General features: G+C 53.5%; 14 protein-coding genes and 1 tRNA gene. 2 read left to right on the top strand and 13 right to left on the bottom strand.

All coding sequences use genetic code 11. The annotated features are described in order from the left end of the window. Positions 1–39 precede the first annotated feature (39 nt). From FZ040_RS01675 to FZ040_RS01655, 5 genes are all read right to left on the bottom strand, one after another. Positions 40–1,320: an amidohydrolase gene (locus FZ040_RS01675; RefSeq protein WP_149170399.1), complete on the bottom strand. Its 1,281-nt coding sequence runs from the start codon at positions 1,318–1,320 to the stop codon at positions 40–42. A gap of 37 nt (positions 1,321–1,357) precedes the next feature. Next, positions 1,358–2,599 carry an adenosylhomocysteinase gene (locus tag FZ040_RS01670; protein ID WP_149170398.1) on the bottom strand — a complete coding sequence of 414 codons (1,242 nt, stop codon included), beginning with the start codon at positions 2,597–2,599 and terminating at the stop codon, positions 1,358–1,360. A 66-nt stretch (positions 2,600–2,665) separates the two neighbouring features. Continuing rightward, positions 2,666–3,418: a 5'/3'-nucleotidase SurE gene (gene surE, locus FZ040_RS01665; RefSeq protein WP_149170397.1), complete on the bottom strand. Its 753-nt coding sequence runs from the start codon at positions 3,416–3,418 to the stop codon at positions 2,666–2,668. A 58-nt stretch (positions 3,419–3,476) separates the two neighbouring features. Further along, positions 3,477–3,552 (bottom strand) — tRNA-Lys (locus FZ040_RS01660). 83 nt (positions 3,553–3,635) lie between these two features. Beyond that, positions 3,636–4,364 (bottom strand): phosphatase PAP2 family protein, encoded by a 729-nt coding sequence (locus FZ040_RS01655; RefSeq protein ID WP_149170396.1) that lies wholly within the window; start codon positions 4,362–4,364, stop codon positions 3,636–3,638. 147 nt (positions 4,365–4,511) lie between these two features. Here FZ040_RS01655 and FZ040_RS01650 point away from each other — a divergent pair, with 147 nt between their 5' ends. After that, complete coding sequence (locus tag FZ040_RS01650) at positions 4,512–6,008, top strand: Y-family DNA polymerase (protein ID WP_149170395.1); 1,497 nt, start codon at positions 4,512–4,514, stop codon at positions 6,006–6,008. A gap of 14 nt (positions 6,009–6,022) precedes the next feature. Next, positions 6,023–6,415 carry a YolD-like family protein gene (locus tag FZ040_RS01645; RefSeq protein WP_149170394.1) on the top strand — a complete coding sequence of 131 codons (393 nt, stop codon included), beginning with the start codon at positions 6,023–6,025 and terminating at the stop codon, positions 6,413–6,415. Positions 6,416–6,428: 13 nt separating this feature from the next. On the opposite strand, the gene FZ040_RS01640 is transcribed toward FZ040_RS01645, so the two are convergent. The 8 genes from FZ040_RS01640 to FZ040_RS01605 form a co-directional block, all read right to left on the bottom strand. After that, entirely contained in the window at positions 6,429–7,043 is a 615-nt protein-coding gene (locus tag FZ040_RS01640) for a hypothetical protein (protein ID WP_149170393.1), read from the bottom strand. 68 nt (positions 7,044–7,111) lie between these two features. After that, entirely contained in the window at positions 7,112–9,286 is a 2,175-nt protein-coding gene (locus FZ040_RS01635) for an ATP-dependent helicase (protein WP_222930926.1), read from the bottom strand. Positions 9,287–9,346: 60 nt separating this feature from the next. Further along, entirely contained in the window at positions 9,347–10,441 is a 1,095-nt protein-coding gene (gene queA / locus FZ040_RS01630) for a tRNA preQ1(34) S-adenosylmethionine ribosyltransferase-isomerase QueA (RefSeq protein WP_149170392.1), read from the bottom strand. A gap of 21 nt (positions 10,442–10,462) precedes the next feature. Further along, positions 10,463–11,659 (bottom strand): SpoIID/LytB domain-containing protein, encoded by a 1,197-nt coding sequence (locus FZ040_RS01625; protein WP_149170391.1) that lies wholly within the window; start codon positions 11,657–11,659, stop codon positions 10,463–10,465. Further along, positions 11,649–12,281 (bottom strand): epoxyqueuosine reductase QueH, encoded by a 633-nt coding sequence (locus FZ040_RS01620; RefSeq protein WP_149170390.1) that lies wholly within the window; start codon positions 12,279–12,281, stop codon positions 11,649–11,651. The genes FZ040_RS01625 and FZ040_RS01620 overlap by 11 nt, the downstream gene beginning before the upstream one ends. A 28-nt stretch (positions 12,282–12,309) precedes the next feature. Further along, complete coding sequence (ruvB, locus tag FZ040_RS01615; RefSeq protein ID WP_149170753.1) at positions 12,310–13,314, bottom strand: Holliday junction branch migration DNA helicase RuvB; 1,005 nt, start codon at positions 13,312–13,314, stop codon at positions 12,310–12,312. A 38-nt stretch (positions 13,315–13,352) separates the two neighbouring features. Further along, complete coding sequence (gene ruvA, locus FZ040_RS01610; RefSeq protein ID WP_149170389.1) at positions 13,353–13,952, bottom strand: Holliday junction branch migration protein RuvA; 600 nt, start codon at positions 13,950–13,952, stop codon at positions 13,353–13,355. Between the two features lie 106 nt (positions 13,953–14,058). Next, a complete protein-coding gene (locus FZ040_RS01605; RefSeq protein WP_149170388.1) occupies positions 14,059–14,463 on the bottom strand; it encodes a nucleotidyltransferase substrate binding protein in 405 nt (134 codons plus the stop codon). Between the last annotated feature and the right edge of the window lie 13 nt (positions 14,464–14,476).

The raw sequence follows: 14,476 nt of genomic DNA, 5'->3' as shown, positions 1-14,476 counted from the left end.
GGAATGCCTTCCCAAAAGAGAAGGCAGCTCCTGACATTATTATTTTGTGATGCGGTCAGCGCAGCGCTGTGCTTCAAAGAGAATGCGTTCCTCGTCGAGGGTTTTGAGCTCATTCTTTTCCATGAGAACATTACCATCGACGATGACCGTATCCACCGAGCTGGCATTGGCCGAATAAACCAGCAGCGACACCGGATTATTGCGTGGGCACCAGGCCGGACCCTGCATGTTTAAGAGGGTAATGTCAGCCTTATAGCCCTTTTCGAGGCGGCCGATGTCTTCGATACCCACAGCCTTGCCGCCGAACTCCGTCCCCATCTGAAGGGCCGTAAACGCCGGGACCGCCAACGGGTCCGCCTCATTTACCTTGTGGAGCATAGCCGCTAAGTTTACTTCCTCGAGCATGTCGAGATTGTTGTTGGAGGATGTGCCGTCAGTGCCTAATGCCGTTACAATGCCCTCCTGCAACAACCGCGGTACCGGAGCCACGCCGCTGGCTAGCTTCATGTTGCTGCCTGGGTTGTGGGCTACGCGGATGTTGTGTTTCTTGAGGATAGCAAAATCGCTGTCATCAAGATGGACGCAATGAGCCGCAAGCGTCCCTTTGCCATCAAAGAGGCCCGTCTTCTCAACCCAGGTAAACGGACGCTCGCCATATTCCTTCAGCGAGCCGTTGATTTCGTCCATCGTCTCATGCATGTGAATATGGATTTCAGCGCCGAGGTCCTGGGCGGCTGCGGCCACCTTCTCGAGGAATTTCGGCGGGCAGGTATACGGTGCGTGCGGGCCAAACATTACCTTCAGGCGGCCGTCTGCTGCACCGTTAAATTGACGGAACAGATCGGCGTTTTCCTGGATTTTCTGCTCACCATCGGGAGCAACGCCGATAATTCCGCGCGAAAGAACGCCGCGAAGGCCGGCGTCAATCGTGGCCTCAGCTACGCGTTCCATCCAAGGCCCATACATATCGGCATACGTCGTCGTACCCGTGCGGACCATTTCGAGCATGGCCAGCATCGCACCCCAATAAATATCTTCATCATTCATCTTGGCTTCAGCTGGCCAAATTTCCTTGTTGAGCCAGTCCATCAGTGCCATATCATCCGCATAGCTCCGCAGCAGCGTCATCGAAGCGTGAGTATGCGCATTGACAAATCCCGGAATTGCCAGATGATTCGTTCCGTCAATTACCTTGGCCGGACGAAAATCCTCAGGGACTTCGCCGATACCGGCAATCTTGTTTTTATCAATCATGATGTTGGTTACCGGCGTGCTGCCATCAGGCAATACCGCCGTAACATTTTTGATGAGCATCTTCATGTCTCTTATCCACTCCTATAATCCTTATGACAAGGCCTTATTCCAAATTCAGATATGCCCGCTGTTCAGGCGTCAGGACATCAATCGTCACGCCTAATGCCTTGAGCTTGAGCTCGGCAATCTTCGTGTTGATTTCCTCCGGCATCAGATAGACATCGGGTTTCATCTCTTTGCCATGTGTTAACAGATGCATGGCCGAGAAGAACTGTACGGCAAACGAGAGGTCCATGATTTCGGCCGGATGACCGTCGCCAGCGGCCAGATTGACCAGACGGCCTTCGGCCAGCAGATAGAGCTTGCGGCCATCGGCCATTGTGAACTCTTCGATGTTGTTGCGGACCGTGCGGCGCGATACCGAAGCCGCCTCAAACTCTGGTATATTGATTTCGCAGTCGAAATGACCGGAATTTGCCATCATCGCGCCATTTTTCATAACGGCAAAATGACGGTCGCGAATGACGTCTTTATCGCCAGTCAGCGTCAGAAAGATATCGCCAATCTTAGCGGCCTCATCCATTGGCATGACGCGGAAGCCGTCAAAGACTGCCTCGATGGCCTTAATGGGGTCAACTTCCGTGATGATAACATTGGCACCGAGACCACGGGCGCGCATAGCGCCGCCCTTGCCGCACCAGCCATAACCGGAAATGACGACGTTCTTGCCCGCAATGACGAGGTTTGTCGTGCGCATGATGCCGTCCCAGGTGCTCTGGCCCGTGCCATAGCGGTTGTCAAACAGGAACTTCATATAGGCATCGTTGGCCGCAATCATCGGGAATTCGAGCTTCCCTTCCTTGGCCAAGCCGCGCAGGCGATGAACACCCGTCGTCGTCTCCTCCGAACCGCCGATGATGTTGCCTAAGAGCTCGCGGCGCTTCGTGTGCAGCAGGTGAACGAGGTCGCCGCCATCGTCGATGATGATATCCGGCTCGATATCGAGGGCTTTATCGATAAACGTGAAGTATTCCTCTTCAGTACATCCATGCCAGGCAAAGACATTGAGGCCGTCTTCCACGAGTGCCGCTGCAATGTCATCCTGGGTTGACAGCGGATTGCTGCCCGTGATGGCAACTTCCGCGCCGGCATGTTTGAAAATCTCTGCCATATAGGCCGTCTTTGCTTCGAGGTGCAGGGTTATAACCATCTTTTTACCGGCAAAGGGTTTCGATTTCGAAAACTCTTCATCAATCGCCGCCATAACCGGCATGAAATTCTTTACCCACTCAATCTTGTCATGGCCCGACGGAGCCAGCTTGATATCACGAATCATGGATTCCATAGAAATACCTCCCCAAATAGCACGTTAATCTAATTCATTTTATCACGAAAACCTGTTTGCGGCTACTTATTTTTCCAGCCGTTCATCAAGCTTCACATAATCGGTGAGATCGGTAATCAGTGGCGTGATGGAAATATAGCCCGACTCAATGGCGAAAAGGTCCGTCGCATTCCCCTTATCAGTGTCGTAGATTTCCCCCGAAATCGTATAGAAAACATGACCGTCCTTTTCCTCACGGTTGAAGGCGTTGATGTAATCGCGCTTACCCTGGCGCCCGAATACATACTGCGGCTTATTGCCTTTAAGCTTCTTCGGGAAATTGACATTGTAAAAAAGCGGCTTGTCGTTTTGACCGAAGAACTTTGACAAGTCAGCGGCAAAAATCTCAGCGACTTCATCATAGGACAGGCTGCTGTCAATATCGAGCGACAACGCAATGGCGGAAATATCATGCAGGAAGCCTTCCATCGCCGCGCCCACCGTTCCCGAGTAGAGGATGTCCGTTGCCAGATTTGCCCCGTGATTGATGCCCGAAACCACCAAATCCGGCTTATTATCGCCAGCCATCGCTTCAAGGTAAATCTTGACGCTGTCGGTGGGCGTACCATCTACGGCGATGGCCGTAATCCCATAAGTCTCTTCGAGACGGCTATTGTGTTTCACTTCCATCGGGGTGCCTACAGTCAGCGCATGGGCCATGCCGCTCTGCTGATACATCGGTGCCGAAACGATTACTTCATGGTCTTTATGAAGGGCACACACCAAAGCCTCAATGCCCTGAGCTTCAATGCCGTCATCGTTGGATAAAAGGATACGCAAAAGTCTTTCCCCCTTATAAAACAAAAAAGCTGCCCAACCGGACAGCTATAAATCTCAATGGTGACCCACCACGGAATCGAACCGTGAACCTACTGATTAAGAGTCAGTTGCTCTGCCAGTTGAGCTAGTGAGTCATCGCTACGAATGGACCAATTGGCCCCGTCCCTCAAGGACAAATAATACTATACGCCTCTTTTTTTGACTTGTCAACATTTTTCTAACAATTTATCGAAACGTCGTCCTTCAAGAGCTTCTTGGGCCAATGATTCAAAATGACGCGGATGACATAATCCGATGCCGGCGTCATAAGCATCCAGCTCAGCACGATAAAGTTGACCGAAGCTGCTCCCACCGCAATATCGGTAACCCAATGCGCGCCGGACATGATGCGCGGCAGCGAAAAGACCAGCACGACGGCCGCACTCTTGGCAAACGCCCGCCAGCCAAAATAGCGGAACATGAAAAACGAAAAGATAAGCAAAAACATGCCGTGGTCTCCGGGGAAGCTCGACGACGACCAGTCCTTAGCCGGCCAGCCCGAAAGCTCCGATACGCGCAGCACACTATCGCCCATCAGCGTAAAGAATTTCGAGGCACTCGGCCGCTCCATGTTGAGGAACAGGTCAAACTGCTTGGCGATTACAGCCGTAACGAGCATCGTCGCTCCCATGGCCAGCATCCAGCGCTTGCCTTTGATGTCCTGCTTCCGGTAATAGCTGTAAAAAATGCCGAGCATGAACAAAAAGGCCACGACATCAAACGGACGCAGATTGGTAAAGGCGACGAAATAGAGAAATGCCTGGCTCTGGCCGAGCAGGTGATTAAAGAAAAAGAACACGCCTTTATCGAGTTCAAACCAAAAGCCGCTGTTGCCCGGCAAATACCAGCTCAAAAACAGCGCGATGCCAACGGCGTTCAAGACAAGGATTTTTTTTAGATGATTCATACGATTCCCTCCTATAAGTATTAGATATTACCACAGCTCATCCTACTTTTCAAGTACATAGGTTCCTGTTCAGTTTTACAGAACTTGTATTCGATTTGTTTTTCTGCTAAGATTGTAACGAGCAAAGAAAAAGAAAGGAGGCTTCGTATGGTTTCGCCATCGACTTTTGCCGCCATTGACCTCAAGTCATTCTATGCATCGGTAGAATGTCATGACCGCGAGCTCGACCCGCTCGATACGAATCTCGTCGTGGCCGATGCCGCGCGCACGAATAAAACCATTTGTCTGGCCGTATCGCCATCGTTAAAAGCCTACGGGATTCCCGGGCGGGCCCGGCTGTTTGAAGTCGTTCAGGCCGTAGCCGCGGCCAATCAAAAACGGCTGGCCTTTGCGCCACATCATCGCTTTTGCGGCCAGTCGGCCAGTGCCAAAGAACTGGCCACTCATCCGGAACTTGCCATTGGCTATCACACCGCCGTCCCGCGCATGGCCCGTTATATGGAAATCAGCACCAAAATCTATCAAATCTATCTGCGCTACATCGCCCCCGAAGATATCCATGTCTATTCCATCGACGAAGTTTTTATCGACGTAACGCATTATTTGAAGACCTATAGGCTGACCGCCCGCGAACTTATCCAAAAGCTAATTGGGGAAGTCTATGCCGAAACCGGCATCACGGCCACCGCTGGCATCGCCCCGAATCTCTATCTTTGCAAAGCAGCCATGGATATCGTCGCCAAGCACCTGCCAGCTGACCGCAACGGCGTCCGCATTGCCGAGCTTGACGAAATGAGCTACCGCCAGCTGCTCTGGGCCCATCGCCCGCTGACCGATTTCTGGCGCGTCGGCCGCGGCTATGCGAAAAAACTCGAACAGCACGGACTCTACACGATGGGCGATATCGCGCGCTGCTCCCTGGGCAAAGCCACGGATTTCCATAACGAAGAACTGCTCTACCGCCTGTTTGGCGTCAATGCCGAACTCCTTATCGACCACGCCTGGGGCTATGAGCCCTGCACGATGGCCGCCATCAAAGCTTATAAGCCTGCGGCTACGAGCATCGGTTCCGGCCAGGTGCTCCAATGCCCCTATCCCTACGACCAGGCCATGCTCGCAGCCTGGGAAATGACGGATTTGCTGGCACTGGAGCTCGTCGATAAGAAATTATTGACAAGTCAGCTCATCCTCGACGTCGGCTATGACATCGAAAACACGCACCAAAGCTATCATGGACCGCTCCACCGCGACCACTATGGCCGCATGGTGCCAAAGCCCGCCCATGGCAGCAGGCAATTTGCTGCGCCAACCTCCTCATCCTCACTGCTGCTAAAAGCCGTCCGCGAGTTGTTTGCCGAAATTGTCAACAAAGACCTGCTCGTGCGGCGTCTGACCATCACCTTTGGCGATACGATTTCCCAGGAAAGCTATCAGGCCGCGCCGCCACCTGCCGAACTTGACTTGTTCGCCGAACCGGAAATGTCAGGAATTGACAAGTCAAATAGCAAAGAGGCCTCCATCCAGCAGACCATCGTCGCGCTCAAGAAACGCTTTGGCAAAAATGCTATCTTAAAGGGCGCCAATTTACAGGAAGGTGCCACGGCGATCAGCCGCAACAATCAGATAGGCGGCCATCGCGCATAAAGGAGAATCCTATCATGAACTATGATGATATCATCGACCTGCCCCGTCACGTATCCAAGCGCCACCCGCCGATGCCGCTTAGCAAACGGGCCGCGCAGTTTTCGCCCTTTGCCGCGCTCACGGGCTACGAAGAAGCCGTGCGCGAAAGTGCCCGGCTCACTCTGCCGCCGCCGAACCTTGCCGAGGACGAGCAGGAACTTTTAAACCGCAGGCTCCAGCAAATTCTTGCCTCGCCAACGCGTAAGGCCGCCATCACTTATTTCGTGGCCGACGCATACAAAGACGGCGGCCGCTATGAAACGCGAACCGCCGTCATCAAACGTCTCGATACAGCGCGCCGGCAGCTAGTGCTGCAGGATAATACGCGCATCGAGCTTATCCATATTGTCCGCATCCAGCCCGTATGAGCTGGATGTTTTTTTAGCGATATTCCAGATCGCGGTTGCCGCTTCGGACGGCTTCCGATACCGGCAGGCTGGCCTCATAGCGGCGGACGATAACCGTCGTCGTCATGACACCGGCGAGCAAGATGATGGCTGCGAGCAGGATAACGCGCATCGTCGAATTATCCGAATCGCTGTCGCCATCGAACAGGCCGCCCAAGCCTTCCTGCACCGTGTCGAGTGCCGGACCAAAACTCTGGATGGCGTTATACGTGTTGTAAGCCTGTGCGAACGTATTCCAACCCGCAACGCCAAGATTCATCAGCGATTTTTCGCGCGCGAAATTTATCCACGACTGAATCGTGATGATGATGCCCGAACCAATTGCCGGCACGATAATCATCAGATAGATGAGGCTCGACAATACACCGAGCATGCTGGCCGGCAGATACCCCGTCGATACGGCGATGTACGAAACGACAATCGCATAGACGAACGTAAAACCAACGGCCGACTGAATCGCACCGCACCAAGCGAGCAGGCGGACCCAACCACCCACAGCCTTGGACTCCGCCCAAATGCGCCCGACGTTGCGGGCATTCAAAAAGCTGATGACCAGATTGAGAATCATCACGCCAATCAACATAGCCATAATATTTCCTCCTTCGGCTGGTAAACACTTATAGTCACTTATTATTGCATACATTTATTATAATGCGCTTAGGAAATCTTTTCCAGCTTAGCCTTAAACGAGATTTCCCGCGGGGTATCGATGTCGGCAAACTTTATCAAATAGGCCCCCTTGTCCGCATTTACGGCCAGGATTTCGCCTTCCCCCATGATGCGGTGCAGGACTTTGTCGCCCTTGGCAAAGGCCGCCTGTTTTGGGGCATTCGCCTGCGCCATGCGCCTATCCATATCGCGGATGTAATCCCTGGCATCCTGTCGCGTATGCTCGGCAATGGGCCGCGCATATTCCAGCAGTTTGTCGTCGATTTCGAGCAGGAACCGCGACGGATACCGCAGCGAGGCATCAAAGTTCAGGCCCGAAGCTGCCGACAGATAGAGCCGCTTTTGCGCGCGCGTCACGGCAACAAACGCCAGCCGCCGTTCCTCCTCCATCGCCGGCTGCGTCCGCGTCTTGCGCGAAGGGAAGATGCCTTCGTTGAGCCCGCAGAGAAACACATACGGAAACTCCAGCCCCTTAGCCGCATGAACGGTCATAAGCTTTACCTTATCGCCTTGCTCGGCCGTATCGCTGTTGGTAAGGAGCGCCACGCGCGACAGATAATCTTCGAGCATTGCCTCTTCGCCGCAGGACGTCTCGTATTCGTAGACGGCCTGCTTGAGCTCGGCCAGATTGTCGAGCCGCTCCTGACTGCCCTCGGTGCGCAGCATGGCCTCATAGCCGCTCGCATCGAGTAGTGCCGCCAGCACCTCTGACACAGGGCGGCCGCTAAATGACGCCGAAAACTCCTCGACGAGCCCGACAAAGGCCCCGGCCTTCGTCCGCTTAAAAAGCTCGTGGTCAAGATTTTTCTTCAACGCCTCGTAGAGACTGCAGCCATTTTGCGCCGCATACTCCTGCAGGAACGCCATACGGCGCTCGCCAAGATTTCGCTTAGGGACATTAGCAATGCGCAGGAACGACAAATCGTCACGGTAGGCAATCATGCGCAAGTATGAGAGCGCATCCTTGATTTCCCGGCGGTCAAAAAAATGGACGCCACTATAAAGCGTATAGGGAAGCTCCGCCTGCAAGAAGACTTCTTCGAGCGAACGCGTCAGATAATGCGCGCGGTAAAGTACGGCTATCTGCCGGTAGGGCACGCCCTTTTCGTGGAGCTTTGCAATCTCCTGCGCAATCCACTTTGCCTCCTGTTCGGGCGAATCATTGCTCGCACAGAGCACGTTTCCCCCATGTGGCAAGATCGCACAGAGATTTTTCTCAATGCGGTTGCGGTTATGCGCAATGAGGTCATTGGCCACGGCCAGGATTTCGGGCGTCGAGCGATAGTTTTCCATCATGTAGATGGTCTTTGTCGGCGGGAAATTCTGGTCAAAATCGAGCAGATAGCGGATGTTGGCCCCGCGCCAGGTGTAGATGGTCTGGTCGGGATCGCCGACGACAAAGAGATTCTTATGATAACCGCAGAGTATCTTCATGAGCCGGTATTGGAGCTCATCGATGTCCTGAAACTCATCAATCATGATGTATTCGAGTCGTTTTTGCCATTTGAGCCGCAGTTCTTCCTTTTGCTCGAAAATATAGAGCGTAAACTTGATGAGGTCGTTGTAATCAAGGCCAAAGCATTTCTTTTCCTGGTACAAATAGCCATAGAAAATGATATCGGCAGGCTCAACGGCGCGCTCGTATTTGGCCTTGATGCCGTCGAGCGACATCGCAATCATATCCTCGTAATATTCGGGCTCGGTAAAGATTTTGCGCATCTCAATCATATCGCGGGCCTTGGCAAAGGTCATATCGCGCAGGGACAAGTGCCGCTCCTCGTAGATAATCTTGAGCATCGCATCGATATCGCTGTTGTCGAGCACCAGAAAGCTTTTCGGATACTGTACGGCATGGCTGTCCTCCTGCAACACCGACACGCAAAAGCCATGGAACGTATTGATATAGCCCGTATCATTGTCGCCCGTCAGCAAGTGGATTCGCTTGCGCATCTCCGTCGCCGATTTATTCGTAAACGTCACGCAGAGAATATTGCCCGGCATGATGCCAATCTCATTGACAAGATAAGCAAAACGCTGGCTAAGCGCGCGGGTCTTGCCCGAACCGGCCCCTGCCAGCACCCGCACAAAACCTTCCGTTTCGGTAACCGCCTCAAGCTGCGCCTTGTTGAGCCCCGCCAAAGTATCCATTTCAAACGCCTCCATCACCAGCACCTCCCTTCTGTTGTTCAAAAGGCCCCAGCACAACGCCAGGGCCTTTCCTTTTTATTCTTCCGCTTGATGGCTGGCCTCAAGGTCTGCCAATTCCTTATCCCGTTCAGCATCCAGCTGACGCCGCGACAAGAACATCGCGTCGCCAAAGCTGAAGAAACGGTATTTCAGCTCCACTGCCGTCTTATAGGCATCGAGTACGAAATTGCGGCCGCCGAACGCACTGATCAGCATGATCAGCGTCGATTTCGGCAGATGGAAATTCGTCACAATACCATCGACAATCTTGAAATCATAACCCGGATAGATGAAAATCTGAGTCCAGCCGCTCTTGCTGCTGATTTCATTTTTGCCCGTTGCGGCCGACTCCAGCGTGCGGATGCTCGTCGTGCCGACGGCAATGACGCGATGGCCAGCTTTTTTCGTATCGAGGATGAGCTTGGCCGTCTCGTCCGAAATGCGGTAGAACTCCTTGTGCATATCGTGCTTTTCGATGTCCTCGCAGTTTACCGGACGGAAAGTGCCCAGGCCGACATGCAGCGTGACAAAACCGAGGTTTACGCCCATGTCCTTGAGTTCCTGCATCTGCTCCTTGGTGAAATGCAGGCCAGCCGTCGGCGCCGCGGCCGAACCTTCCTCGCGGTTGTAGACGGTCTGATAGCGCTCCTTATCCTCGAGTTTCTCATGGATGTACGGCGGCAGCGGCGTCTCACCGAGACGGTCGAGGATTTCCTCGAATACGCCGTCGAACTTGAACTCAACGATACGGCCGCCAAAATCCGTGTGGTCCGTGACCGTGCAGGAAAGCTCATCACTGAAGTTGATGACATTGCCCGGCTTGGCCTTCTTGCCCGGTTTTACGAGCGTCTCCCAATGCGTAGCATCGAGACGGCGCAGCAGGAAGACTTCGACCTTGCCGCCCGTTTGGTCGCGATGGCCGATAAGGCGGGCCGGCATAACGCGCGTATCGTTGAAGATAAGCGTATCGCCCGGCTCAAGATATTCCTTGAGGTCATAAAAGTGCTTGTGCTCAATGGTCTTTTCCACCGGGTCGAGCACCATCAGCCGCGAAGCGTTGCGCGGCTCGATAGGAACCTGCGCGATGCGTTCTTCTGGTAAATCATAATCAAAATCTGAGAGTAATAACATAACTTTTTCCTTCAATCTATCTTAATATAATTTCTTTCGCTCCGTGCCTTGATAATAATGGGCCAGAATCGCCGGGTACTTATACTCCTTCTCATCTGCCAGCGCCTTTGCGCCCCACTGGGAAAGCCCTAAGCCATGCCCCCAGCCGTAGCCGTGAATCATTACGACATTGCCCTTATACGTCATTTCAAACAACGTGCTTTTAAGGCCAAACCAATTCCGAAGGTCATTGCCGCTGACAACTGCCGTCCCCTTCGTGCCCGCAAAGCGCACCTGCGCGGCGCGTCCAGCTGACGTTCTGCCCGCCGACGCCTTGCCAAACGAAATTGGCGGCAGCGTTATCGATTTGAGCGTGCCAATCGTTTTCCCATGCTTGGCCAGGACTGCCGTAAACTGTTCAGCCGAAATATTCTTATCCCAAGGATACGACTTAGCATGCAGTTCCTTGACGGAGCGCAGATAGGGAATCCTACTCCCCCATACATCTTCACTGTTTTCAGTCATACCACCGGAATCCGTATGGAAAAGGGCCTCAATGGGCCGGCCTTGGAACGTGAGCACTTCGCCATAAGTTGCCTTAATGGCTTCCGAACTGCGGGCCCGCTCGGCGCGGATTCCCTGATACTGCTGGCAGTGCGTCGTCGCGCAAAGGTCATAGCCATCCTTGCTGTGGCGCTTGCGATGACTGAGTGCAAAACTCCTAGCAGCAATGGCCTGTGCCTTGACGGCCTCCATATTCCACTCGGGCGGCATTTCCTCGGGTACAACGCCCTTTAGATACTCCTCAGTCGTCACGCGATTGATAACGGTAAAGCCAGTTTCCCCAGGCAAAAGGCGCACCGCACCACGATAAGCCTTGCCGTCAATGCGGCTGACCTGCGCGGCGAGCTGGCGTGCATCCTCAACGACAAAATCAATGCCGGCCGTGCCAGCCATCACCTTTTTACCGGCGACGAGAAACGCGCCCTGGCTAAAGGTCACGGAAAAACTATCCCTGGCCGGTTTTTTCGCCAGGATTTTGCCCGAGGCCACATCGCGGATAACGAGGGGCGAATCCGAAGAGAGCTGTACGGACGCTGCGCCCTTTTGCAGGCCCACCAGCAGCTCCGGCTGCCAGGCAGCTTCAGCCGAAGAACCAACAGCCAGCAGCGGAAAAGCCAGCATGACGAGCACGAGCTGGCGCAGCAAATAGCGCAGAAACGATTTTTTACTTCCCATTTTCCTGCTCCTTTTCTCTTTTGGCCTCAGCCTCAAGCCGGGCCCGCTTCTTGGCCTTGTTCTCCTTGCGCCGCTGTTTGCGGATTGCCTTGCTGTACCGCTCCTCCTCACTGAAGATACAGCCGCAGTACGGCTGGCGGTAAAGCTCGAGCTCATGGCTAATGTCGATGCCCTCCTGCCAGCCAGGGCGGAAGTCCTCATAGTAGAACTGCACACCGTACGTTTCGGCAAAACGCTCGGCCGTGCGCTTCATCAACTCGTGCTGCTGGTAAATGCTGTAAAAAAGCGTCGAAGTAAACGCATCAAAGCCATGTTCGGCCGCAAAGCGCGCCGCCTCCTCAAGCCGCCAGGTGTAGCACATCGTGCAGCGGCCATTGGGAAGTGCTTCCGCTGGCAAAGCCTTTTTCAAAAAGTCGCGCAGGCGGTAGTTTTCATCGGCATAGAATTCCATTTTGACCTTTTCGGCAAATTCCTTCGCGGTCTTTAGGCGGTTGTCCCACTCCGTATACGGATGGATATTCGGATTGAAAAAGTACCCGACCGGCTCAATGCCATCTTCCCGTAATTTCTTGACCGGATAACACGAACACGGCCCGCAGCACATATGTAAAAGCAGTTTCATTTCCCTACTCCTTTAGCAAAAAGCCCGATTATTCGGGATAAGCAATCCCCATATGTTCATAACCTGCGCGCGTGACAACACGGCCGCGCGGCGTGCGGTTGACAAAGCCGAGCTGGATGAGGAACGGCTCATAAACGTCCTCAATCGTATCCGTGCTCTCGCTGATAGCCGCCGCCAGCGTATCAAGGCCCACCGGCCCGCCACCAAACTTCTTGATCATCGTCGAAAGCATGCGCCGATCCGTATGGTCAAGGCCAGCCTTATCGACTTCTAAAAGCGACAACGCCTTGTCGGCCAGCGCATCGGTGATGACATCCTGCCCCTCGTACTGCGCCACGTCACGCACGCGCTTTAGCAGTCGGTTGGCAATACGCGGCGTCCCGCGCGAACGGCGCGCAATCTCGAGCGCCCCGCGATCCTCGATGGGGATTTCCAAAATCTCCGCCGCGCGCTTGATGATATTAACAAGCGCCTCAGGCGTATAGTATTCGAGCCGCGAAATGATGCCAAAGCGGTCGCGCAATGGTGCCGCCAAGGAACCCGCCTTCGTCGTCGCACCAATCAGCGTAAACGGCGCAATGTCCAGGCGAATCGAGCGCGCGCTGGGCCCCTTGCCGATGATGATATCGAGCGCAAAATCCTCCATCGCCGAGTAGAGAACCTCCTCGACACTGCGCGACAAACGATGAATCTCATCAATAAATAATACATCGTGTTCCTGAAGATTCGTGAGCAGCGCCGCCAAATCCCCCTGCCGTTCAATCGCCGGCCCCGAAGTCTGGCGGAAATTGACGCCCATCTCGTTGGCGATAATCCCCGCCAGCGTCGTCTTGCCAAGACCTGGCGGGCCGTAGAGCAGGACATGGTCCAGCGCATCGCCGCGGTTCATCGCCGCTTTGATGAAGATGTCGAGATTCTTCTTGGCCTTGTCCTGGCCGATGTACTCACTTAATTTGCGCGGGCGGAGGCTGTACTGCCAATCATCGGCGCGCTGTTCATCCATTGCCACGATGCGGCCATCGTCAATATCCATATTGTAAAAATCTTCTTCTGCCAAGCCTCAGCCCCCCTTTAAAATTTATTCAGCTGCTTGAGTGCCAGCTTGATGATTTCTTCCGTCGTCTTGCACTTGGCGGCCTGCTTGAGCACCGGCGCGATTTCCGCCTGGCTGTAGCCAAGGGCCACGAGCGCCGCCTGCGCTTCACTTACGATATCGTCGCCAACCGCGCCCTCCATATCGAGCGTCAGGATTTCCTCATCTGCACTTGTCGCAAAACCGACCTTATCCTTGAGCTCCAAAATCAAACGCTCCGCCGATTTTTTGCCGATGCCCGGCAGTTTCGTCAAAACCGTCGCCTGCTTATTCTGGATCGCCTTGCACAGGCCATCGACCGTGATGGACGACAAGATGCCGAGCGCCACCTTCGGGCCAATGCCCGACACACCGATGAGCAGCTGGAAAATATCGTACTCATCCTCGCTGGCAAACCCATAGAGCGTAATGCCATCCTGATAGACATTCATATAGGTAAAGAGCTGCGTCTCCTCATTCAGCCGCAGCTTACTGCGCGTAGAACCAGCCACAAAGACCCGGTACCCCACGCCATTCACATCGAGCAAGCAATAGTCCGCCTTAAGCGCCGCCACCTGCCCTCGCAAAAATCCAATCATCGAAAGGTTCACTCCAATAAAAGAAAACTTGTAACCTTATTAGTATAGCACGAAACGCAAGAAGCTGACCAGTCAAATTTGACCGGTCAGCCCCATTCTTGACAAGTCAAATTGACATGTCAAATTCCAAACGTCGCTGAGCCTCCTCATCCCAAGCCAGCAATAACGCCACATATTTATCTTTTATCAGCCGATAAACCTCCAAAGCTGTCGATTCATTGTAGGTATGCGACGATAAATTTCTTTTCTCCTGCATATCCAGCCAAGCTTCCGCATCAGATATCATCCCCTGTTTCCAGCCTTCGCGGATACTAGAACGAGGGCTGCTAACTTCTATACCTTCATAATCCAAACAAGCCTTCATCAGTTTCCAAGCTAGTTCAAAACAAAACTCAAACCGCTGAATCGTAGCATCTAAATACATATCATCAGCATCTGGTTCTTTCGAAAGTGCCGCTTGCAAACGCGTCAAAACGCGATGATAATCTTCTTCTCCAGTATTTCTTTCCAAAATCTATAATCTA

Source organism: Pseudoselenomonas ruminis (assembly GCF_008271295.1).
GTDB lineage: Bacteria > Bacillota > Negativicutes > Selenomonadales > Selenomonadaceae > Selenomonas_A > Selenomonas_A ruminis.
This window is presented reverse-complemented; position numbering and strand designations above follow the sequence as displayed.

Bases quoted from the DNA above. Each gene is read 5' to 3' on its own strand.
- FZ040_RS01675 (WP_149170399.1), bottom strand. From the start codon at position 1,320: ATGAAGATGCTCATCAAAAATGTTACGGCGGTATTGCCTGATGGCAGC.
- FZ040_RS01670 (WP_149170398.1), bottom strand. From the start codon at position 2,599: ATGGAATCCATGATTCGTGATATCAAGCTGGCTCCGTCGGGCCATGAC.
- FZ040_RS01655 (WP_149170396.1), bottom strand. From the start codon at position 4,364: ATGAATCATCTAAAAAAAATCCTTGTCTTGAACGCCGTTGGCATCGCG.
- FZ040_RS01650 (WP_149170395.1), top strand. From the start codon at position 4,512: ATGGTTTCGCCATCGACTTTTGCCGCCATTGACCTCAAGTCATTCTAT.
- FZ040_RS01645 (WP_149170394.1), top strand. From the start codon at position 6,023: ATGAACTATGATGATATCATCGACCTGCCCCGTCACGTATCCAAGCGC.
- FZ040_RS01640 (WP_149170393.1), bottom strand. From the start codon at position 7,043: ATGGCTATGTTGATTGGCGTGATGATTCTCAATCTGGTCATCAGCTTT.
- FZ040_RS01635 (WP_222930926.1), bottom strand. From the start codon at position 9,286: ATGGAGGCGTTTGAAATGGATACTTTGGCGGGGCTCAACAAGGCGCAG.
- queA (WP_149170392.1), bottom strand. From the start codon at position 10,441: ATGTTATTACTCTCAGATTTTGATTATGATTTACCAGAAGAACGCATC.
- FZ040_RS01625 (WP_149170391.1), bottom strand. From the start codon at position 11,659: ATGGGAAGTAAAAAATCGTTTCTGCGCTATTTGCTGCGCCAGCTCGTG.
- FZ040_RS01620 (WP_149170390.1), bottom strand. From the start codon at position 12,281: ATGAAACTGCTTTTACATATGTGCTGCGGGCCGTGTTCGTGTTATCCG.
- ruvB (WP_149170753.1), bottom strand. From the start codon at position 13,314: ATGGATATTGACGATGGCCGCATCGTGGCAATGGATGAACAGCGCGCC.
- ruvA (WP_149170389.1), bottom strand. From the start codon at position 13,952: ATGATTGGATTTTTGCGAGGGCAGGTGGCGGCGCTTAAGGCGGACTAT.